Source organism: Pilimelia columellifera subsp. columellifera, assembly GCF_039532605.1.
In the GTDB taxonomy this organism is placed as follows: Bacteria; Actinomycetota; Actinomycetes; order Mycobacteriales; family Micromonosporaceae; genus Pilimelia; species Pilimelia columellifera.
The window spans coordinates 22,764-43,845 of sequence record NZ_BAAARY010000002.1; the positions used below are offsets into that span (position 1 = coordinate 22,764).

20 protein-coding genes and 3 pseudogenes are annotated in these 21,082 nt (G+C 70.3%); 7 read left to right on the plus strand and 16 right to left on the minus strand.

Features of this window, described 5'->3' with window-relative positions:
* Nucleotides 1-12: 12 nt before the first annotated feature.
* From ABD287_RS03060 to ABD287_RS03100, 9 genes are all read right to left on the minus strand, one after another.
* The gene (locus ABD287_RS03060; protein ID WP_344167833.1) at nt 13-1,722 is read right to left on the minus strand and encodes a DEAD/DEAH box helicase; all 1,710 of its coding nucleotides are present in this window, start codon (nt 1,720-1,722) and stop codon (nt 13-15) included.
* Nucleotides 1,723-1,832: 110 nt separating this feature from the next.
* Nucleotides 1,833-2,096 carry a DUF3039 domain-containing protein gene (locus tag ABD287_RS03065; RefSeq protein WP_344167836.1) on the minus strand — a complete coding sequence of 88 codons (264 nt, stop codon included), beginning with the start codon at nt 2,094-2,096 and terminating at the stop codon, nt 1,833-1,835.
* Between the two features lie 50 nt (nt 2,097-2,146).
* Nucleotides 2,147-2,482, minus strand: coding sequence for a DUF3099 domain-containing protein (locus ABD287_RS03070; protein WP_344167839.1), 336 nt, complete (start codon nt 2,480-2,482; stop codon nt 2,147-2,149).
* Between the two features lie 47 nt (nt 2,483-2,529).
* The gene (locus tag ABD287_RS03075) at nt 2,530-3,108 is read right to left on the minus strand and encodes an HhH-GPD-type base excision DNA repair protein (protein ID WP_344167842.1); all 579 of its coding nucleotides are present in this window, start codon (nt 3,106-3,108) and stop codon (nt 2,530-2,532) included.
* A gap of 95 nt (nt 3,109-3,203) precedes the next feature.
* The gene (locus tag ABD287_RS03080) at nt 3,204-3,983 is read right to left on the minus strand and encodes a hypothetical protein (RefSeq protein WP_344167845.1); all 780 of its coding nucleotides are present in this window, start codon (nt 3,981-3,983) and stop codon (nt 3,204-3,206) included.
* A gap of 47 nt (nt 3,984-4,030) precedes the next feature.
* Nucleotides 4,031-4,822 (minus strand): DUF4142 domain-containing protein, encoded by a 792-nt coding sequence (locus ABD287_RS03085; RefSeq protein ID WP_344167848.1) that lies wholly within the window; start codon nt 4,820-4,822, stop codon nt 4,031-4,033.
* A 427-nt stretch (nt 4,823-5,249) separates the two neighbouring features.
* On the minus strand, nt 5,250-5,942 hold the full coding sequence (locus ABD287_RS03090) for a hypothetical protein (protein WP_344167851.1): 693 nt from the start codon (nt 5,940-5,942) through the stop codon (nt 5,250-5,252).
* A 194-nt stretch (nt 5,943-6,136) separates the two neighbouring features.
* On the minus strand, nt 6,137-6,895 hold the full coding sequence (locus ABD287_RS03095) for an anti-sigma factor family protein (protein WP_344167854.1): 759 nt from the start codon (nt 6,893-6,895) through the stop codon (nt 6,137-6,139).
* On the minus strand, nt 6,892-7,548 hold the full coding sequence (locus tag ABD287_RS03100) for a sigma-70 family RNA polymerase sigma factor (protein WP_425565490.1): 657 nt from the start codon (nt 7,546-7,548) through the stop codon (nt 6,892-6,894). Before ABD287_RS03100 ends, ABD287_RS03095 begins: the two co-directional genes overlap by 4 nt.
* A gap of 135 nt (nt 7,549-7,683) precedes the next feature.
* On the opposite strand from ABD287_RS03100, the gene ABD287_RS03105 reads away from it, so the two are divergent.
* Entirely contained in the window at nt 7,684-9,165 is a 1,482-nt protein-coding gene (locus ABD287_RS03105) for a DUF7782 domain-containing protein (RefSeq protein WP_344167857.1), read from the plus strand.
* A 103-nt stretch (nt 9,166-9,268) separates the two neighbouring features.
* On the opposite strand, the gene ABD287_RS03110 is transcribed toward ABD287_RS03105, so the two are convergent.
* The gene (locus ABD287_RS03110) at nt 9,269-10,057 is read right to left on the minus strand and encodes a sporulation protein (protein ID WP_344167860.1); all 789 of its coding nucleotides are present in this window, start codon (nt 10,055-10,057) and stop codon (nt 9,269-9,271) included.
* 187 nt (nt 10,058-10,244) lie between these two features.
* Here ABD287_RS03110 and ABD287_RS03115 point away from each other — a divergent pair, with 187 nt between their 5' ends.
* Both ABD287_RS03115 and ABD287_RS03120 read left to right on the plus strand, forming a co-directional pair.
* Entirely contained in the window at nt 10,245-11,180 is a 936-nt protein-coding gene (locus ABD287_RS03115) for a sigma-70 family RNA polymerase sigma factor (protein WP_344167863.1), read from the plus strand.
* A gap of 94 nt (nt 11,181-11,274) precedes the next feature.
* Nucleotides 11,275-11,958, plus strand: coding sequence for an iron-dependent transcriptional repressor DtxR (locus ABD287_RS03120; RefSeq protein WP_344167866.1), 684 nt, complete (start codon nt 11,275-11,277; stop codon nt 11,956-11,958).
* A gap of 7 nt (nt 11,959-11,965) precedes the next feature.
* Here the strand turns inward: ABD287_RS03120 and ABD287_RS03125 are convergent, their stop codons facing one another.
* On the minus strand, nt 11,966-12,472 hold the full coding sequence (locus tag ABD287_RS03125) for a septum formation initiator (protein ID WP_344167869.1): 507 nt from the start codon (nt 12,470-12,472) through the stop codon (nt 11,966-11,968).
* A 101-nt stretch (nt 12,473-12,573) separates the two neighbouring features.
* On the opposite strand from ABD287_RS03125, the gene ABD287_RS03130 reads away from it, so the two are divergent.
* The 3 genes from ABD287_RS03130 to ABD287_RS03140 all read left to right on the plus strand — a co-directional run bounded on the left by ABD287_RS03130 (nt 12,574) and on the right by ABD287_RS03140 (nt 14,975).
* Nucleotides 12,574-13,275: a response regulator transcription factor gene (locus tag ABD287_RS03130; RefSeq protein WP_344167872.1), complete on the plus strand. Its 702-nt coding sequence runs from the start codon at nt 12,574-12,576 to the stop codon at nt 13,273-13,275.
* On the plus strand, nt 13,272-14,543 hold the full coding sequence (locus tag ABD287_RS03135) for a sensor histidine kinase (RefSeq protein ID WP_344167875.1): 1,272 nt from the start codon (nt 13,272-13,274) through the stop codon (nt 14,541-14,543). The genes ABD287_RS03130 and ABD287_RS03135 overlap by 4 nt, the downstream gene beginning before the upstream one ends.
* A gap of 72 nt (nt 14,544-14,615) precedes the next feature.
* Nucleotides 14,616-14,975 (plus strand): hypothetical protein, encoded by a 360-nt coding sequence (locus ABD287_RS03140; protein ID WP_344167878.1) that lies wholly within the window; start codon nt 14,616-14,618, stop codon nt 14,973-14,975.
* A gap of 34 nt (nt 14,976-15,009) precedes the next feature.
* On the opposite strand, the gene ABD287_RS03145 is transcribed toward ABD287_RS03140, so the two are convergent.
* Both ABD287_RS03145 and ABD287_RS03150 read right to left on the minus strand, forming a co-directional pair.
* Nucleotides 15,010-15,306 carry a C1orf53 family protein gene (locus ABD287_RS03145; protein WP_344167882.1) on the minus strand — a complete coding sequence of 99 codons (297 nt, stop codon included), beginning with the start codon at nt 15,304-15,306 and terminating at the stop codon, nt 15,010-15,012.
* A gap of 135 nt (nt 15,307-15,441) precedes the next feature.
* The gene (locus ABD287_RS03150) at nt 15,442-16,593 is read right to left on the minus strand and encodes a hypothetical protein (RefSeq protein WP_344167885.1); all 1,152 of its coding nucleotides are present in this window, start codon (nt 16,591-16,593) and stop codon (nt 15,442-15,444) included.
* Nucleotides 16,594-16,721: 128 nt separating this feature from the next.
* Here ABD287_RS03150 and ABD287_RS03155 point away from each other — a divergent pair, with 128 nt between their 5' ends.
* Nucleotides 16,722-17,090, plus strand: a complete 369-nt coding sequence (locus ABD287_RS03155) for an FKBP-type peptidyl-prolyl cis-trans isomerase (RefSeq protein WP_344167888.1) — start codon at nt 16,722-16,724, stop codon at nt 17,088-17,090.
* 87 nt (nt 17,091-17,177) lie between these two features.
* Here the strand turns inward: ABD287_RS03155 and ABD287_RS18505 are convergent.
* From ABD287_RS18505 to ABD287_RS18515, 3 pseudogenes are all read right to left on the minus strand, one after another.
* Nucleotides 17,178-19,556: pseudogene (locus ABD287_RS18505) on the minus strand (vitamin B12-dependent ribonucleotide reductase); the annotation flags it as partial.
* 177 nt (nt 19,557-19,733) lie between these two features.
* Nucleotides 19,734-20,612: pseudogene (locus ABD287_RS18510) on the minus strand (LAGLIDADG family homing endonuclease); the annotation flags it as partial.
* Nucleotides 20,613-21,080: pseudogene (locus tag ABD287_RS18515) on the minus strand (vitamin B12-dependent ribonucleotide reductase); the annotation flags it as partial. It lies immediately after the preceding pseudogene.
* Nucleotides 21,081-21,082: the final 2 nt, after the last annotated feature.

A 21,082-nucleotide genomic window follows, 5' to 3' on the forward strand; every position in this document is an offset into this window, starting at 1 on the left:
GAGATTCCCGTCTCAGAGGGTCTGGATCGTGGCGATCCGCTCCTCCAGCTGTTCGATCGTGGCCTGAGCCGACGGGGGCCCGCCGCAGAGCCGACGCAGCTCCGCGTGGATTTTGCCGTGCGGCAGATTCGTCCGGTGGTGGCGCGCGGCCACGAGGGCGTTGAGCCTGCGCCGCAGGCCGACCCGGCGCTCGGCGGCGGACATCGATCGCTCCACCGGCGCCGCGACCTGCGCCGGCGCCGCCGGGCGGTGGCGCCGTTGGGCGGCCAGCTGGTCCGCCTGACGCTTGGTCAACAGCACTGATACCTGCTCCGGGCTGAGCAGACCCGGCAGGCCCAGGTACTCCTCCTCCTCCGGGGAGCCCGCGCCGAACGTCGCCCCGTCGAAGATCACCTGATCGAGCTCAGCGGTCGCCGACAGCGCCTCGAACCGCTTCTCCAACTCGCCGCTGGCCTTCTCGGACTGCTGGGCACGTTCCAGTAGTCCGTCCTCCCAGCCGTCGTCGCGCTTGGGGGCGCCGAGCACATGGTCGCGCTGGGCCTCCATCTCGCTGGCCAGGCCAAGCAGGTGCGGCACCGACGGCAGGAACACCGTCGCGGTCTCCCCCGGCTGACGGGCGCGGACGAACCGGCCGATCGCCTGGGCGAAGAACAGCGGCGTGGACGCGCTGGTGGCGTACACGCCGACGGCGAGCCGGGGGATGTCGACACCCTCGGAGACCATCCGCACCGCCACCAGCCACCGCTGCTGCGATCGGGCGAAAGCGGCGATCCGGTCGGAGGCGCCGGCGTCGTCGGAGAGGACCACCACAGCCGGCTCGCCGGAGATCTCCGAGATCCGCTTCGCGTAGGCGCGGGCGGTCTGCTGGTCGCTGGCGATGACCAGGCCGCCGGCGTCGCTCATCCCGTGCTCGCGCAGCGCCTGAAGCCGTGCGTCGGCGGCCCGCAGCACCTGCGGCATCCAGTCGCCGGCCGGGTCCAGAGCGGTCCGCCAGGCCTGGGCGATGAGGTCCTGGGTCATCGGCTCGCCGAGGCGGGCGGCCAGCTCGTCGCCGGCGCGGGTGCGCCAACGGGTCTCGCCCGAGTACGCCAGGAAGATCACGGGACGGACGACGGAGTCGGCGAGCGCGTCGGCGTAGCCGTAGGTCGAGTCGGCGTGGGACCGCTTGAGGCCATCGCCACTGCGCTCGTAGGCGACGAACGGGATCGGGTTGTCGTCGGACCGGAACGGGGTTCCGGTGAGCATGAGGCGCCGCACGGCGGGCTCGAAGGCCGATTTGACGCCGTCGCCCCAGCTCCGGGAGTCCCCGGCGTGGTGGATCTCGTCGAGGATGACCATGGTGCGGCGGGTCATGGTCCGGCGGCGGTGAACCTGCGGGGCCATGCCCACCTGCGCGTACGTGATCACGGCGCCGTGGAAGTCGGCCGAGGAGTGGACGTCGGCGTTGCGGAAGTCGGCGTCGAGTTGGATCCCCACCCGGGCCGCCGCCTGCGACCACTGGGTCTTGAGGTGTTCGGTCGGCGCCACGACCGTGACGGCCTCGATGGTGCCGTCCAGCAGCAGTTCGGCGGCGATCCGCAGGGCGAAAGTGGTCTTGCCGGCGCCGGGGGTGGCGACGGCGAGGAAGTCCTCGCTGCGCCGTCGCAGGTACTCCACCATCGCCCGGCGCTGCCAGGCGCGCAGGGGGGGAAAAGCCTCGCGGTCAGGAAGCGCGGCCGGCACTGATGTTCCTCCCAGGCGACAGATTCAGGACATGCGCGACGCACACCGCGACGATGGCACGGTGTGCGTCGGGTGGCGCGGTGGCGGCCGGCTGGCCGCGCGACTGCGGCCTACTTCCAGTTGGCGAGCCGGTCGTCGTCCTCGTAGATCTCTTTGCACTCGGGGCAGACCGGGAACTTCTTCGGGTCGCGAGAGGGCACCCACACCTTGCCGCACAGGGCCTTGATCGGCGTGCCCAGGACCATCGCCTCAGTGACCTTGGCGGCCTCGGCGTAGTGGGCGAACCGCTCGTGGTCGCCGGCCTCGAGCGGCGCCTCGATCCGCTCGTCGAGAGTCGTTCCGCCGCTGTCAGGGCGCATCATGGGAGTCGTCACCCGCCCATTCTGCCAGGCCAGCCCGCACCCCGACAGAACCGCCCGGCCATCTACACGTCGATGACCGGACCAGGCCGCTCGGTCGGCAGCGCCTTCGGGGACGTGGTGGCCGCGACCCGGTTGCGCCGCAGCCGGTGCTGGTCCTTCGGCGGCCGGTCGTTCGCGACCATGACCGCCAGCCACGGCAGCAGCACCATCGCCACCGCGCAGACCGACAGCCACAACCACAACAGGGGAGCTTCGGCAGTCGCCAGGACCGCGCCGACGATGAGGCAGGCGATCCGGATGCCCATCATGATCAGGTACTTGCGCTTTCTCGAGCGCAGCTGGTCGTCCGGGCTGGTCTCGGCGTCGGTGATGAGCGTCGGCTGGGCGCGTGGTCGCACGCCGTCCTCCCCTGCTCGGCCCGCCGTGGCGCTGGCGGGGCGGCCGGCTAGGTCCCGGTGGCGGACCTCGCCTCGGCCTTCATGCGCTTCTTGTGCTCGCGGACCCTTCCGAGGCTCGCCTCGTCGATGACGTCCGCAATCGAACGGTACGCCTGCGCCTGGCCGTAGTCGCCGACCGCCTCCCGCCAGCCGGGCGGCCGGACCCCGAACTGCTTGCCCAGCAGCGCGACGAAGATCTGCGCCTTCTGCCTACCGAAGCCAGGCAGGTCGCTGACCCGCTTGAGCAGCTCACGACCATCCGTGGCGCCGTTCCAGAGGGCCGCGGCGTCGCCGTCGTGCCGTTCGACCAGGGTCTGGCACACCTGCTGGACGCGGCCGGCCATCGCCTTCGGGAACCGGTGCAGGGCGGGGCGCCGGGCGAACAGCTCGATCAACGCGTCCGGATCGAAGGTCGCCAGCTCGTGCGGGTCGGGCTCGTGCCCCAGCCGTTGGACGAGGTCGTACGGGGCGGAGAACGCCCGCTCCATCGGAACCTGCTGATCCAGCGTCATGCCGATGAGCAGCGCCAGCGGGTTCCGGCGCAGCAGCTCGTTGGCGTCGTCGCCGATCGGTAGCCAGAACGTCATCCGCCTATCCTGCCTCCTGACGACGCCCGGCGGCGCGTGGACAGCGATCGGGCCGGCGGGGGGAGCCGCCGGCCCGAACTACCAGACGAATCTGATCAGTTGACGACCTGAATCCGGATGGCGTCGAAGGCCGGGACCTGGTTGGCCCGCTCCATCATCGGTACCCGGTGTGATCCATCGCCGGCCCACACCGCGCACTGCGCCAAGCCGGCGTTGGGCAAGCCATCGACGGCAACCGCCACCTGGTCGGCCCGGGCGCTTCCTCGTCCGTCCTCGGTGGCCTTGAAGAAGGCCGGCTCCAGGTCTGGGTTCTGAGCCACTTTGGCGTTGTTGAGCATCCGGCAGGCGGTGTGGAAGTGACCGCGTTGCAGACCCTGCCCGTTGAGGAACGACGCTTCCAGGTAGTAGCCGCCGTCAGCGGCTCCCAGGAACCGGTCCCGGATCAGGTTGCGGGTGCTGACGACCAGCTGGAACGCCTGCCCGACCCGGACCGCCCGCGGCGAGCCGGTGATGAGCAGAGACGGGTTCCGGGGCGCGTCGCTGACCTCGCCGAACTGCGTGTTGACGCAGCGGTCACCGGCCTCGAAGCCCTGGTGCGGTTGTAGGTTGCTGCCGCCGCAGGCGCGGCCGACGACCTGCAGGCCATTGATGATCTGGCCACCACGGCCGTTACTGGCCTTAGTACGGTTCCCGGTGTCGGCGGCGGCTTTGGCCCCGGTCCGGGAACCGATCCGGGTGCGCTCGTTGGCCGAGGACACCTGCGTGACCGCGACCGTGCCGCCGACGACGGCGATCATGGCCCCGGCGGCGAACAACCGTCGGCCGCGGCCGGATAAGTAGGCTGCGCCTCTGCGACGCGTCGCTGAGCGGTTCACGGCAGCACCTTTCGTAGACGGGCCGGCGAGATGCCGCCCCGAGGGGTCTAGCGGCGTCGGAGCATCCGGGTCGTGGTGGCGACCGCGGCGACGACTGCCGCCGCCAGCACCACCCAGATGACTGCTGGATCGAATCCTGGACTTGCGGGCAGGCCGGGGAGGCCCGCCGCCTGCGCTGCGGCCGCCATCGCCGCAGCGCCTGGCGGCGGTGGCGGCGCTTCGGGCAGCGCGTCGTAGTTGACGAAGGTCGTGCTCTCCAACAGGCGCATGTGCGTCATCACCGCGTCGTTGGCAGTCTCGGAATATGACCGGACCATCTCGTTCCGGGTACCGGCACGAACGCCGGAGATAACCGTGAAGACCTTTCCGTGGGCGTCCCGCAACAACTGCGCGTAGGCGCGGTCGAACGCGTCGCCACGGAGCTGGGCGAGCTGGTCGAGGAAGTCCTCCTGATCGTTGTTGGGAACGCTCGGCAGCGCCACGCCGAGGCGGGCGGCGGCCTGGAGGGTCTGGCGGTCCAGGTCGGCGTGCTGGTCGGCGATGATGCGGCCGACCTCCTTGACCCGGGCGCTGGCAGCCCGCTCGGCGGCCAGCTCGCCCGCGGGCATCTCCCACAGGCCAGCCTGACGCACCTTGATGAGCAGGTCACGGTCGGCGGGACCAAGCGGGCCCCACTGGGTGTTGACCCACCCGCCAGGCATCGAGCCCGGGTTGGTCTGTCGGGCGGTGCCCGGCTCCGCCGTAACCGGCGCAGCCGTCCAGCCGAGCGTCAGCACCGCGAACAGCATCACGAACAGTGATGACCTGGCCGCGGACCACCGGCTTCGGCGAGACCACATACGCACCTCCGTTGAGACGCACTCGGACTGTTGATAATTCGAGTGATGCGAATATATTGCGATCAAAGATGGGCCGTCAAGGCGCGCCTTCGCTTTAAAGCTATTGACTCTATGAAAGCCCCTGAAGACCCGCCACAACATCCGCCGAATAGCTGAAGCGAACGGTTCAGTGCGGTCACCACGAAAGCTAGAAGAACAGGCAGAACAACGTATGCCGCCCTAGCCGACCGGTCGGGACAGGGCACCCGGTTGGCCGACATGAATTACGCACACAAGCCTAGAAGAAATTGATTCAGATTAGCGCCGTACTGCTTTCGCGACTTGTTCTGGAGTGCGAGACGTACCGTTCCGACGGTGGCCAACACGGTGGCCAGCCGCGCCCCCCACGGTCGCGACTGGCCACCATCCCACCCACTATCGACAAGTATCAGTAGCCACCGCCGCCGGACGGCGGCGCGACCGCCTTCGGAGTGCCCTTCGGCAGGCACGAAAGGTTCTTCTTGCCGTCCGGGTCCACCACGAACCACACGCCCCCGACGCCCTGGCCGGTCCACTGGCCGGGCTTCTTGTCGCCGACGTAGCGGTACACCGGCCATCCGCCGAGCGTGAGCTGCTTCGATCCGTCATCGCGGGTGACCGTGCCCACGGTCTCCTCGTCGATCCCGGTCAGCTCCGGGTCGCCATCGGTGTAGGCCGGTGGCCAGACCTTCTCGCAGTCGCCCTTGCAGTTGCTCTTGGCAGGGTCCGGGGTGTCCTTCTCGAAGCGGTAGAGCACCCACCCCTTGTCGTCGGTGACCATCCGGCCCATCCGCTTGACGTCACGCGCGATGAGCTGCGTGGTCAGTTTCTGGTCGGCGTTCTCGCCCCCGGCGTCCCCAGCGTCATCCGCTGCGTCGCCGGCGGCGTCGTCACCTGCTGCGTCATCGGCTGACGCGCCCTCGTCAACGGCGTCCTCGTCCGCGACATCGCCATCGTCGGCGGCAGCGTCATCGGGGTTCGCCGCCTGGTTGGCCACTGGCTGCTGTGCGACTCCGTCGCCACCGACCGGGGCGCAGGCCGACATCGCCATAGCGGCGATAGCGGCGAGCGCGCTGCCGGCGAGCGCGGTTCGGGTGTTCACTAACACAGTTCCTCCTGGTGCTGCTGGCGGTATTCCGTCTGCTGCGCCTGGCGCGGCGCCCGTTCGTCAGGTAGTACGCAGACCTCGCCGCGAATGGATTAACGATTCCAAAAAAACTTTGACCAGGTCCGCTGTGAACAAAAAACGTCCCCTGCCGCGGCACGGCAAGGGACGCTCTGAGGCGCGGCAATGGATCAGATATCTACCGCCACCAATAGCTCAGTGCTGCCTGAGCTATCGACCGACTGGACTTCCATACGATCGATGTCGTCGAACTTGACGGCGGTCCCGCCGCGCAGCTTCAACGCTTCCCTGCGTTCGTTGGTGCCCCAGCCGTTCTTGTCGACCGTCCAGGTCGTGACGACCTCGCCCAGGCCGTCAGCGCGGACCGCGACCAGCTGACACTTCAACGGACCCTTGACGCTACGGAGCTCAAGAGCGACGTCGGTGCCCCAGACGCGATCAGCCAACCGCACCGCCGCCTCGACCTTCGTGCCCGCGTCGGTAGCGCGCTTGGGCGTGACGCCCGCCAGCCCGTCCAGCGGCGATTCGGAATCGGAACGGGGCGCCTCGCTGACCGACGGCAACGCCTGCGGCAGGCTGTCGCTGCCGCCCCCAATGTTCAGGAACGCCAGCCCACCCACCAGGGCCAGCGCGACCACCCCTGCGGCCAGGGAGAACATCTGCTTGGCCCGGGCCCGGCTCCGTTCGTAGGTGACGGCGTTGACCATCTCGTCGAGCAGGTGCTCGTCCCGGACGATCTCCTCCATCTCGACGAACGTCTCGCCGTCGACCTCCGACAGCAGCGACGTCACCGGGAGAATGCCCTCCAGCTCGATCGCGCACCGCTGACAGCCGGCGAGATGGTCCTCGAAGATCTGGGCGTCACGGTCGTCAAGGATCCCCAACGCATACGACGCGACGTCGTAATGCAGTTCGTCCGACCGATTCATTGGGTCACTCCCCGCTGTTCGAGCGCGGCGCGGAGTGCGCGCAACGCGTAATAGACCCGGGACTTCGCCGTACCCAGTGGCAGTCCCAACGCCGACGCAGCCTCCGGCACGCTGCGCCCACGAAAATACGTCTCGACCAGAATTTCCCGGTGCGCCGGGCTCAGCGCGCGTAGCGCGTCGGTGATGGTCATCATCCCGAGCACCTTGTCGGTCTCGTCGCTGGTGGGAAAGAGCTCCAGATCCCGGTCATAGGTTTCCGGAGCCCGGGCCGACTCACTGCGATACTCATCGATGGCGATGCGTCTCGCGACAGTGACGAGCCAGGGACGCAGGGACTTCTCACCATGAGCGCCCAGCTTGTGCGCGTTCCGCCACGCGCGCAGCAGGGTCTCCTGCACGATGTCCTCCGCGCGTTGCATGTCGCCGCCGGTGAGTCGGGACACGAACATGAGCAGCGGACCAGCGTGCTGTTCGTAGAGAAGTCGGAGGAGTTCATCCTCGTGGCTCTGGGCTCCCGTTGGGGAATCCCCCCGTCGGGTTCCAGGTCTCGGCGTCACCGCAACATCATCGCCGTTCCTTGACGTGCCGTCGAGCACCCGCCAACGGTCGGCCACGACGCGAGCGTGGGCGACGGCGTGCGCTGGTGACGACATCTATGCCTCCGGTGGTGCTGGCGGGCGCTGATGTCATGGGATACGGGCCGGTCGGCTGAACGGATCAGCCCACCGGCGAAATTTTTCTGATCGCCCGTCCGCTGAGGCGACGGCGGCGGAAGGCACCATGGTCGGGTGCCAGAAGACACGTTGCTCAGTATCGACGACATCGCCCGACTCCGCGACGCGCTGACCGCCGCCGACTTCACCGACCAGGGCATCGCCGGCCGACTCGGCCCGGACGCCGTGGCCGCGATCGGACGCGGCGACCACCGCGCCGCGTTACGGGCCACCGCCGACCGGGACCCGCTCGCCACCCTGATCCGGTTGTTCGTCTGCCAGCAGGTCGAACCCGCCCCCGCCGTCCGGGCGGCGCTCGCCCCGCTGGACCTGGACGAGGCGGTGGCCGGCGGCATCGTCACCGACGCGGCGGGTTGCCTGCGGCAGGGCGTCGACCTGCAACCGTACGGCGACCGGTGGTGGATTGTCGCCGACCCCCCGGCATGGACACACCGAGGCGGCCCGCTGCCGGCCAACCATGTGCTGGGCCTCGGCGGCGCGTCGGCGACCCTCGCGGCGGCGACGATCCGGGCGCCGGTGCGGACCGCGCTGGATCTGGGCGCCGGCTGCGGCGTGCAGGCGCTGCGGCTGGGCGCCCACGCCGAACGGGTGACTGCCACCGATCTGAGCCGCCGGGCGCTGCGTTTCGCGGCCACCACAGCCGCGCTGTCCGGCCAGAGCTGGGAGCTGCTCCACGGGGACCTCGCCGCGCCGGTCGCCGGACGCCGGTTCGACCTGGTGGTGAGCAATCCGCCGTTCGTCGTCGGGCCAGGTCGGGCCACCCACACCTACCGGGACTCCGGCCGCGCCGGCGACGCCATCTGCGCCGAGCTGGCGGCCGCCGCGCCGTCTCTGCTCACCGAGGGCGGGACCATGCAGTTCCTGGCCAACTGGGCGCATGTGCGGGGCCAGGACTGGCGGGAGCGGGTCTCCGGCTGGGTGACCGGCACGGGCGTGGACGCGTGGATCATCCAGCGGGAGGTCAGCGACCCGGCATCGTACGTGCGACTGTGGCTGGCCGACGCCGGCGAGCCGGCCGACCCGCAGCGGATGGCGGACTGGCTGGACTGGTGCGACGCCCAGGGCATCGAGGGCATCGGATTCGGGCTGGTCAGCCTCCGCCGCACCGACAGCGCCGCGCCTGTCGTGCGCGCCGAGGAGCTACGCCAACAAGTCGCCGGGGAGTTGGGCGGACACGTCGCCGCTTGGTTCGACCGGCAGCGGTGGCTGCGTTCCCACGACAGCGGGGCTCTACTGGCCACCCGCTTCCGGGCCGCTGACGGGCTCAAGCTACGTCAGGAGGCCCGCCGGGAGAATGGCGACTGGGCGGTGACCCGGCAGGTCCTGGCGCTGACCGATGGCCTGCGCTGGCAGGAGGAGGTCGACCCGGTGGCGTTGGCGGTGGTCAGCGGATGCGACGGCGACGCGTCCCTCGGCGAGCAGCTCACGGTGCTGGCCGCCGCCTACGAGACGCCGGCATGGCAGCTGGGCGCGATGGTGACGCCGCTGGTCGCCCGGCTCGTCGAACGTGGTCTGCTCGTGCCGGCAGCCGGCTGATGCGGGCCGTGGTCGAGACGGTCAGCCGGGCCAGCGTCAGCGCGGACGGCGGGGCCGCGGCGCCCCAGTTCGGGCGCGCGAGCCCGCCGCGCTCGCCGAGCGTCTAGGAGAAGAGTCCGCGCCGCTGGCACGCCTGCCGCAGCCAACCGTCGAGCTGGGCGGCCCAGTCGGTCTGGTCGACCGTGGCGTAGTCGACGGTGAAGCGGCCGAAGGCGTCCCGACCCTCAGTGAAGGCCCCGCCGCGTTTGTCGATCTCCAGGACGACCTGGAGGTGCTGCGGCGTGGCCACGAACGTCAGCTCCAGCTGCTTGATCGCGTTGGCGTACTGGGGCGCCGGGTAGAACTCGATCTCCTGGTAGAACGGCAGCGCCTGCTGCACGCCGTGGACGCGGCCCTGCTCGTTGTCGGCCCGGCTGAACCGGAAACCGAGTTTGACCAGGGCGTCCAGGATCCGCTCCTGCGCCGGCAACGGGTGCACCGAAACCTGGTCCAGGTCGCCCTTGTCGACGGCCTTGGCGACTGACAGCTCGGTCCGCAGTCCCATCGTCATGCCGTGCAGCCGCTGGCCGTAGACCTCGGTGACCGGCGTCTCCCAGGGCGTCTCGATCCGGAACGGGATGTCGTGTCGCTGGCCGGCCGTCAGCGGGAACGCGCCAGCGACGTGGACCCGGTGGAACTCCTTGGTCGTCTCATACTCGCTGTCGCCGGACTCGACCTCGACCCGGGTCTCCAGACCAAGCGCAACGTGCTCGATCGCGACATCGTGGTCGCCCCCCACGATCTTGACCTGGCCCTCCAGGTAGCCGCCCGGGTAGCAGCTCGGGTTGGTGAGCACCGTGTCGACCGTCGGCCCGCCGACGCCGAACGCCTTCATCATCCGCTTGAAAACCACGCGTCCTCCTCAGACATGCCAGATGGCGCGCACGCTACCGCGCGTTGCCCACAACTCACGGCAACCACACGAGCGACTCACCGACGTTTCACGGCCACGGCGCCAAGGTGAGCGGCACGTCGGGGCACGACGGCGGCAACAGCTGCCCACACCGGCGCGAGGGAGAGGGAACGGGATGGGCCTGAACATGACCACCGCGACGGAGCCGGACCTGGACGCCACCGACGAGCGTGGTGTCTCGGCCGACCTCGTCCGTGCCTACCTCAACGGCATCGGCCGCACCAAGCTCCTCACCGCCGAGCAGGAGGTGCAGCTGTCGATCCGGATTGAGGCGGGCGTCTACGCCGCGCACAAGCTCCTCACGGCCACGATCGACGACGCTCGGCTGCGCGCCGACCTGACCGTGGTGGTCCGCGAGGGCAACGCCGCCAAGAACCACCTGCTCGAAGCCAACCTGCGGTTGGTGGTGAGCATCGCGAAGCGGTACGTCGGACGCGGCATGTCGTTCCTCGACCTCATCCAGGAAGGCAACCTGGGTCTCATCCGGGCGGTCGAGAAGTTCGACTACGCCAAGGGCTACAAGTTCTCCACCTACGCCACCTGGTGGATCCGCCAGGCGATCAGCCGCGCCATGGCCGACCAGTCCCGGACGATCCGGCTGCCCGTCCACATGGCCGAGCAGGTCAACCGGATGGCGCGGGTCCGCCGCGACCTGGTCGCCACGCTCGGACGCGAGCCGTCGGTCATTGACATCGCCGCCGCTCTGGAGACGACCGAGGTCGCCGTCCTGGAGCTCATGTCCTACGACCGGGAGCCGATCAGCCTCGACCAGACCGTCGGCGAGGACGGCGAGAGCGTCCTGGCCGACTTCGTCACGCCCAAGGTGATCACTACCCAGATCGATCCGGAGCTGCGGAACGAGGTGGAGATCATGCTGTCGTCGCTGACCAGCCGGGAACAGGCGGTGATCCGACTACGGTTCGGCCTCGACGACGGCAGACACCGGACCCTGGAGGAGGTCGGACAGGAGTTCGGTCTGTCCCGTGAGCGGGTGCGCCAGATCGAGCGGGGCACCCTGACCAAACTCCGGCAACCGGTCATGCCGGCCGCCCGGGCCTGCTGATCGGCCGCGCGCACGGCGCGCGGCTGGTCCCGACCCGACCAGGTAGCATCGGGCGCCGGAATCCCCAACCGCTGCCGCCCGGAAGGTGTGTGCCGTGAAGGACCTCGTGGACACCACCGAGATGTACCTGCGCACAGTCCTCGAACTGGAGGAGGAGGGCGTCCCGCCGCTGCGGGCTCGGATCGCCGAACGGCTGCGTCAGAGCGGCCCCACTGTCAGCCAGACCGTCGCCCGGATGGAACGCGACGGCCTCCTCACCGTCGAGGGCGACCGGCACCTGGCTCTGACCGATCTCGGGCGGGCGCAGGCCGTCGCGGTGATGCGTAAGCACCGGCTGGCCGAGCTGCTGCTGGTCAACGTCATCGGTCTGCCCTACGAGGACGCCCACGAGGAGGCGTGCCGTTGGGAGCACGTCATGAGCGACGAGGTCGAGCGGCGGGTCTACGACCTGCTCAACCGGCCCACCCGCTCCCCCTACGGCAACCTCATCCCCGGCCTTGAGGGCCTGTCCGGGGACCTTCCCGACGCGACCGACACCTCCGAGGGCGAGCGAAACCTGGCGTTCCCGGGGCTGACCGGGCAGGTCGTGGTGCGCCGGATCTGCGAGAGCGTGCAGACCGAGGTGGACGTGCTGCGCCAACTCCACGCCGCCGGAGTGGACCCTGGCGCCACGGTCTCGGTCGCGCAGGACCGGGACAGCGTCATCATCGACCGTGACGGCGGCAAGGTGCGGCTGCCGCGCGAGGTCGCGTCCCGGGTCTTCGTCACCGCGGGTTGACTCCCGGTCAGCGCCGCCAGCGCAGCTGCGGCGCGTCAGCCGAGCACTCGACGCGGGCCTCGATCCGCTCGTCCGCGCGGGTGAACGTCACCTCGACCCGGTGGTCAGGACCGCGTTCGACCTCGTTGGTGGCGTAGCCCGGCGCGGGTGTCCAGGACAGCAGGGTCACCTGCCGGCCCGGTCCGCAGGCGGCGATCAACGATCCGCCAGGGGTGGTGAGCACCCGGGGGGCGCCCGGCGCGCGCGACGCGGCGGCGCCCGACGCGGTTGGACCGGGTGCGGCCAGGCCGGGCGCGGCCGGAACAGCTGGAGCCGAACCTGGCGTGGCCGGTGCGGGCGGCGCCGGACTGACCGCGGCGAGCTGTCGGGCGACCTCGTCGGTGGAGAGAGGCCGGTCAGCGCCCACCCCGCCGAGGCCGTCGCCGATGAAGGCCACCGCGGCCAGTCCGGCTGCGGTCGCGCCGGCCGCCACGGCCAGCCAGACCGTGGCGGAGATCAGGACAGCGCGTCGCATGCCTGAACTATGGACCGCCGAGGGTTAAGCCAGGGCCCGGGCGGCGTTAAAGCGAGGTTAAGCAGCCCGCGCCGGCCTCGCCGGACGTTACGGTGCACGACGTGGCCCGGCTGTTGATCATCGAGGATGACGTCGATATCCGCACCATGCTGATCCGGGCGCTGCGCGACCGTGGGCACGCCGTCGACTCGGCGCCGACCGCGCTCGCGGGCCTGGAATCCGCCATGCGGGAACGACCCGACCTGATCATTCTCGACCTGGGGCTGCCGGACGTGGACGGTTTGGAGGCGCTGCGGATGCTGCGCGCCGTCAGCGGCGTCCCGGTGATCGTGGCCACCGCCCGGGACGCCGAGCCGGATCTGGTCCGCGGGCTGGACGCCGGCGCCGACGACTACGTCGTCAAGCCGTTCACCGCGACCGCGATGGACGCCCGGATCCGGGCGGTGCTGCGTCGGCGGGCCCCGGACGCCCAGTCGGCCGGCCCGATCGTCGTCGGCGGGTTGACGCTCGACCCGTCCTCGCGGGAGGTGACGCTGGCCGGCGCGCCGGTGGAGCTGACGCCGCGGGAGTTCGACCTGCTGCGGCACCTGGCGGCCCGCGTCGGACAGGTGGTGAGCAAGCGCGAGCTGCTCACCGAGGTGTGGCAGTTGCCTTACGGCGGCGCGGACAAGACCGTCGATGTGCACCTGTCCTGGCTGCGCCGCAAGCTCGGCGAGACCGCCCAGGCGCCCCGTTACCTGCACACCGTGCGCGGGGTCGGGGTGAAGCTGGTCGACCCCTCCCCGGGTGGACCAGCCCAGTGAGGCGCCGCCTCACGTTGCTGGTCGCTGCGGCCATGACGCTCACCCTGCTGGCGTTCCTGGCCCCGTTGGCCCTGCTGGTGCGGTCGGTGGCCGAGGACACGGCGGTGGACCGGGCCGCCCGGGACGCGCAGACCCTGGCGTTGCTGGTCGCCACCGGGGACCGCGACGCGGTGGCGCTGGCGGCCGAACGGATGAACGCGGCCGGCTCGTTCACCGTCTATCTGGCCGATGGCACGACGCTCGGGGCACCGGCGCCCGCCACCGACGCGGTCCGTTTCGCCCGGTCCGGGCGCAGCCTGACGGTCGCCAGCGACTCCGGCCGCGAGATCGTGCTGGCCGTCCAGGGCGAGGGGGTGGCGGTCGTCCGCGCCCAGGTTCCCGAAGCGGACCTGCGCCGGGGGGTGAGCCGGGCATGGCTGATGCTGGCCGGGCTCGGCGCGCTGCTGCTGGGCCTGGGTGTGGTGGTGGCCGACCGGCTGGCGGTGAGCCTCGTCCGTCCGATGGGCGAGGTTTCCGCGGCGTCGCGGCAGCTCGCCGCCGGTCAGCTGGACGTGCGGGCGGCAGTGGCCGGCCCGCCGGAGGTGCGGGAGGCCGCCGCCGCGCTCAACCACCTGGCCGGCAGGATCCAGGAGCTGCTCCAACAGGAACGGGAGAACGTCGCCGACCTGTCACACCGGCTACGAACGCCGCTGACCGCGCTACGGCTGGAAGCCGAGACCCTGCCCGATCCGCACGCGGGCCGGGTCGCGGCGCGCATCGACGGGCTGGAACGGACGGTTTCCGCGCTCATCCGACAGGCCCGGCAGCGCGTCGCCGAGCCGTCCGGCTGCGACATCGCGGCGGTCGTGGCACAGCGGGTGACATTCTGGTCGGCGCTGGCCGAGGACACCGACCGGGCCATGACCAGCCAGCTGGACGACGGGCCACTACCGGCGGCGGTCCCGGCCGACGAGCTGGCCGCGGCAGTCGACGCGCTGCTGGGCAACGTGTTCGCGCACACCCCGGATGGGGTGTCGTTCTCAGTCGGGTTGACCCGCTCCGGGGACGTGGCCCGGCTGGTCGTCGCCGACGAGGGCGGCGGACTGCCCGGGCTGACTGGGCGGGGGATCAGCGGCGGCGGCTCGACCGGGCTGGGGCTGGACATCGCGAGCCGGCTCGCCGCCAGCGGGGGCGGGTCGCTGCGCGCCGGCGCCCGGTCCGACGGCCGCCCCGGGACGGAAGTCGTCCTGGATCTGGCGCTGGTCCGACCCGTCTTAACCTCGGCTTAGCGGGCACGCAGCGCGGCCATAGGCCGGCAGCGGCGAATCTCTCCTCAGCAACGACCCTGTAGGAGGTTCAACATGAAGAAGCTCATCGTGGCGACAGTCGCCGGAGTGGTCCTGGCCGGCGCCGGTGTGGGGACCGTGGCCTGGGCGGCGGAGCCGACGGCCTCGCCGAGCGTCCCGACCGACTCGATCGTCTCGCCGACGCCGAACGCATCACCCGACCCGACTGACCGGTTCGACGACCACCCGGGCGCAGGCCACCGCCGCCACTCCGGCGACGACGCCAGGCACCGCGCCGCCGGCCACCGCCGCCACAGTGGCGATGACGACAGTCGGCACGACGACGACCGTCGGCACGACCGGGCCCGCTCAGGCGACGACGACAGCGGCCACGGCCGCGGACGGGGCCGGGGACGCGGCGGCGACGACCGCTGACCGCCGGGGCGGGCCCGCCTGGCTTGGGGCCCGCTCAGGTGTCGGGCTGCGCGGGGCCGCCCAGGTAGGGGCAGTGCCGGCAGCCGCGACCGCAGCAGCTGTCGCGGTCGGCCAGGAACCCGGCGCTGAGCACGAACAGGCCGGTCGTCGGGTCGAGATACCCGGCGGCGCCAGCGACCAGGGCCGCCCGGTGGGCGGCGAGGATGTCGTCCCGCAGGGCCGCGCCCGGGGGCAGCCGTGTCGGGTGCGGCTCGGTGAGCGGGCGCGGCGCCAGCGGCAGCCGCCGGCGCTCGCGCCGGCGGGCCGGGCGTCCACCGGTCGTGTCGTCCACACCATCGACCCTAGCTAGAGCCATCTGGCCGCCGCCGTGGACGCCCGGCGCCGGGGCGCGGCTCAGCGGACGTCGGGCGGCGTTGGGCTGGCGGCCCGCCGAGTCGCTCGCCTGGCCGTTGGCGGCGCTGGCGGCTCAGCCGACGTCATCGCGCCCGGTGTCCAGCAGCAGCTCCGCGGCCTGACGCTCGACGCGGCGCGAGATGAACTGCTGCGCCAGTCCGAACGCCAACGCCCATCCCAGGACCTGCGCCGAGCTGGACAGCTGGTCCAGCCCTGGCAGGAACTGCGCCCGGATGAGCAGGATGCCGAGGATCGCGGTCAGACTTCCCAGCGGCAGTCGCAGCATCATCAGCGCCGCGGGCAGGCTGAACGGGGCGCCGTCAGTGCGCGATCGCCGCAGCGACAGCACCTCCACGACCGCGGCGGCGACCAGGCCCATCAGCGCCACGACCGGCACGTCCGCGGCGCTGGGCCGGTCGCCGACCGGACACACGACGCCGTCCGGGCCGGTGAAGCACAGCGGCAGCGCCTCCGGCTCCCAGAGCCCGACCGCGATGAGACCAGCCACAATGGTCACGATCATGGCGGTGGCCGCGTAGATGTGGTTGCGGAAGCCACGCAGCCGCGCCTGAGACCACCGCTGCGCCGCGTACGCGGCGTCCACGGCGAACGCCAGGATCTCCCGACGTCCGCGGTCGAAGCTGTAGGCGCCGTTGTCAGCGGTCAGGCGCTCGGCCTCGACCCGGCGAAGGTCCTGCATCGGCAGCTGGCGGCGCAGGTGCGCGAGCAGACCAGGCAGGGCGCCGCGGAGCACGTCGGCAGGGGCGACCCGGAGCAGTTGGACGGTGGCGGCGTCGATGTTCACCGCGACCCGCTGGACCTGGGCGCCAGACAACGCCGAGTACCAGCGCCGCACCGGACCCATGCCCCGCTTCTCCGCGGTCTGGCGGGCCACCGCCAGATGGGCGACGATCGCGTCGTCGATCTCATCGAGGCGAGCGGCCTCGGCCTGCTCCTCGGGAAGCAGCGAGCCGACCCCGAACCCGCCGGCCGCGGCGGCACCGGCGCCCGACGGATCGTCGCCGGACTCGTCCGCGGCCAGTCGGGCGTCGAGGCTGGCGGCGCGTTCGGCGGCGAACTGCCGGCGCAACGCCTCTACGCTGGCGATCCGGCTCAGCGCCTCCTCACGCCAGGCCGAGACGGTGGGCCCGCCGACGGTGAGCGGTGACTGTTCAGAGACCGGCAGGGCGGTACGACGCACCCGCCCACGCAGCAGCGTCGACATGCTCCGATCTTCGCCCGAGAAGGTGGACGATGCGGCAAGATCCGGGCAAATCCGGGCGCTGGCCACTGCCTGAAGCTGACCTCGGTAGGGTCGGCCGGGTACGTGTCCGCACCGCGGGAGGAGACCCGATGAGCAAGCCCACCATCGATCCGATCACCGAGCCGGCCCCGGCCGACCTCGTCGTGGAGGATTTGACTGTCGGAGACGGGCCGGAGATCGGGGCGGGCCAGAACGCCACCGTCCACTACGTCGGCGTCTCCCACTCCACCGGCCAGGAATTCGACGCGTCCTGGAACCGTGGCGAACCGTTCGACTTCCCGGTCGGCAAGGGCCACGTCATCGCCGGGTGGGACAAGGGCGTCGTCGGCATGAAGGTCGGCGGCCGGCGCAAGCTGACCATCCCCCCGCACCTGGGCTACGGGGACCGTGGGGCTGCCGGCGTCATCAAGCCGGGCGAGACGCTCGTCTTCGTGGTGGACCTGCTCGACGCCCGCTGAGCGGGACAGGCAGAAGCTGAGCCGGGGCCGACCGCGTGGTCAGCCCCGGCTCAGCGCGTCACGCGGGCCGCCTGGCCCGCGACGGCGCTAGCTGCAACCCGAGGTCGAGCCGCAGCCTTCGCAGACGTAGCAACTGCCGGCCGGACGCATCGTCGTTCCGCAGGTGAAGCACAGCGGCGCGTCGGCGGCTTTGTTCTGCCCCAGCTCCAGCAGGTCCGTGCTGGCGCCCACCGGCGTCGGCGTGGCCGGCGCCTCGACCTGCCGCGGCTTCTCGATCGGCGCCGACGCGGCCATCGCGGCCAGGTCGATGTCCTCGCCGGCCGCCTCGGCCCGCAACTGGGCGGCCCGCTCCGCGGCGGTGAGGATGCCCAGCTCGCTGCGGCGTTCGAACGGCAGGAAGTCCAGCGCCAGGCGACGGAAGATGTAGTCCATCACCGAGGCCGCCATGCGGATGTCCGGGTCGTCGGTCATGCCGGCCGGCTCGAAGCGCATGTTGGTGAACTTGCTGACGTACGTCTCCAGCGGCACCCCGTACTGCAGGCCGATGGAGATCGCCACCGAGAAGGCGTCCATGACGCCGGCCAGGGTGGAACCCTGCTTGGACATCTTGAGGAAGACCTCGCCGAGACCGTCGTCCGGGTAGGACGACGCGGTGAGGTAGCCCTCGGCGCCGGCGACCGAGAACGAGACCGTCTCGGACGGACGCTTCTTCGGCAGCCGCTTACGCACCGGGCGGTACTCGACGACCTTCTCCACGGCCTTCTCGGCTGACTCGACCGGGGTGTTGGTGGTGTTGCTGGCGCCACCGGACTTCGCCGCCGACAGTGGCTGCCCAACCTTGCAGTTGTCCCGGTAGATCGCCAACGCCTTGAGGCCCAGCTTCCAGCCCTCGAAGTACACCTTCTCGATGTCCTCGACGGTCGCCGTCTCGGGGACGTTGACCGTCTTGGAGATGGCGCCGGACAGGAACGGCTGCACCGCGGCCATCATCCGCACATGGCCCATCGCGGCGATGGACCGGTCGCCCATGGCGCAGTCGAAGACCGGGTAGTGCTCGGTCTTCAGACCGGGGGCGTCGACGACGTGCCCGTGCTCGGAGATGTACTCGACGATCGCCTCGACCTGCTCCTCCTGGTAACCCAGGGCACGCAGGGCGCGCGGCACGGTCTGGTTGACGATCTGCATCGAGCCGCCGCCGACGAGCTTCTTGAACTTGACCAATGCCAGGTCCGGCTCAACGCCAGTCGTATCGACATCCATCATTAAGCCAATAGTGCCAGTGGGCGCCAACACACTGGCCTGGGCGTTTCGCCAGCCGTTCTTCTCGCCAATCTTGTTGCCATTCTGCCAATTGGCGTTGGCCGCACGCAGAATGTCGCCGGCCACGCCGGTCGCCGCCTTGACCGACTCGCTCGCCGCGGCATGCTTGCGCATGACCCGCTGGTGCGGAGCGGCGTTCCGGGCGTAGCCCTCGTACGGACCGACGATCCCGGCCAGCTCCGCCGAGCGCCGGTAGGAGACGCCGGTGAGCAGGGAGGTGATCGCCGCGGAGACCGCCCGGCCCTGCTCCGAGTCGTACGGCAGGCCCGAGGCCATGAGCAGCGCGCCGAGGTTGGCGTAGCCGATGCCGAGCTGCCGGTACTTGCGGGTGGTGTCGCCGATCTTCTCGGTCGGGAAGTCGGCGAAACAGATCGAGATGTCCATCGCGGTGATGACCAGCTCGACGGACTTGACGAACTTGTCCACCTCGAAGCCGTTATCGGCTTTGAGGAATTTCATGAGATTCAATGACGCCAAATTGCACGACGAATTGTCAAGAGACAAATATTCACTGCACGGATTAGACGCTGTGATTCGTCCAGTTTCCGGATTGGTGTGCCAATCGTTGATGGTGTCGTCGTACTGTAGGCCGGGGTCCGCGCACTCCCACGCCGCCTTGGCGATCTTCCGGAACAGGCCGCGCGCGTCGACGGTGTCGATCACGTCGCCGTCGAGCCGGCCAAGCAGGTCGAACGTCGCGCCGCCCTCGACCGCCTTCATGAACTCGTCCGAGACCCGGACCGAGTTGTTGGCGTTCTGGTACTGGACGCTGACGATGTCGCTGCCACCGAGGTCCATATCGAAGCCGGCGTCCCGCAGCGCGCGAATCTTGTCCTCTTCGCGGGCCTTCGTCTGGACGAACTCCTCGATGTCCGGGTGGTCAACATCGAGGATGACCATCTTGGCCGCGCGCCGGGTGGCGCCGCCGGACTTGATGGTGCCGGCGGAGGCGTCCGCGCCGCGCATGAAGCTGACCGGGCCGGAGGCGGTGCCTCCAGAGGACAGCAGCTCACGGGAGGAACGGATCCGGGACAGGTTGACTCCGGAGCCGGAACCACCCTTGAAGATCAACCCTTCCTCCTTGTACCACTCCAGGATGGAGTCCATGGAGTCGTCGACGGAGAGAATGAAGCAGTTGTGCACGCGCAGGCTGCCGGCCAGGAACTCGCCGCTCTCGGTCTGGATGTCATAGACCTCCAGCTGGCCGAGCGGCTCGATGCGGTCGATGGTCAGGCGCTTGACCTCAGCCGCGCGCCGGCCAGGCAGTCCGAAACTGGCCTCCAGCTTGGCCATCTTCTCGGCGCCGATGAAACCGATGGCGGTGGCGAAGAGGTCCCGGTCGCCGTCGTTCTGGATGCGCAGCGTCCAGATGCCGTTGCGGTTGCCACGGTCGTCGGGCTTGAACGACACCCGGGCGAAGATGCCGTACCGCAGCAGCAGGCTCTGCACGCCGCGGATGAGCTTCTCGGAGATCATGTCTAGCCCGAGCAGCGTCGAGCTCTGCCGGGGCGAGACGTATCCCTCAGCCTGGAACAGGCTGCGCAGGTACGCCGTCACCACCGGCAAAGGCGCGGTGAACAGCTGCTGCGGGATGTCCATCTCGGCGCCCCGGACGAGCAGGTTCCACTTGTCGACGAACGGACGCAGGTGCTCGCCGTAGAGCCTGGTCCGCCGGCAGTCGAGCGCGGCGTCCTGGGTGACCGTGCGCTCGTGGCGGTGGGCGTCGCCGAACACCTCGTCGAGCATCCGGGTGACCCAGCTGAGCTCGTCGTCGTTGACGGTGATCGCCTCGATCGTCAGCGAGCGGTTCGTCCCGTGGTCGTACTGACCGACGAAGCCGTCGGACTGCAGCCAGCCCGCCAGCGCCGCCTCGCGGATCTCCCGGAGGTCGATCTCGGCCTCGCCGTAGGCCGTGGTGCGGTGCCATTCGAGCATGTCGCCCGGCTGGAGCGTGCCAGCCTCGGCCCACTTGCCGGCTCCTGTGCCGGTGCTCTTCCACACCGTGTGGTCCGGGGTGACGTCGAGGGTGTAGCCGGCCTTGGTGTGCAGCCGGATGACGTCACGGACGCCGTTGGCCTTGACGGCCAGGATCCGGGTCAGGCCGTGGGCGTCGTAAATCTTGGTCCCGATGGCGTTGTCCTCGACCAGCCTTCCGATCGGGACCATTCCCGCCGGGGTGCTGACCAGCGAGTCGTACGGCAGACACGCCGAGACCTGCTGCGGGCTCTTGGTGCCGACGTTGAACCAGACCGGGGAGTTGAAGCTGAACACCTGGTGCAGCAGCATCCACGTCAGCTCGTGCTCGAAGACGTCGGCGTCGGCGGGCGTGGCGAAGTAGCCCTCCTGACGCCCGGCGCTGGCGTAGGTCTTGACCACCCGGTCGATGAGCTGCTTGAGCGACCACTCCCGCTCCGGGGTGCCGACCGCGCCACGGAAGTACTTGGTGGTGACGATATTGGCGGCGTTGACGCTCCAGGAGTCCGGGAACTCCACGCCCTTCTGCTCGAAGTTGATCGAGCCGTCACGCCAGTTGGTCATGACGATGTCACGGCGCTCCCAGGCGACCTCGTCGTACGGGTGCACGCCCTCGGTCGTCCATACCCGCTCGATACGCAGCCCCCCGCTGCCGCTCGACGGTGTGGCGCCGTTCGCCCGCGCCCGACCCTTGATGG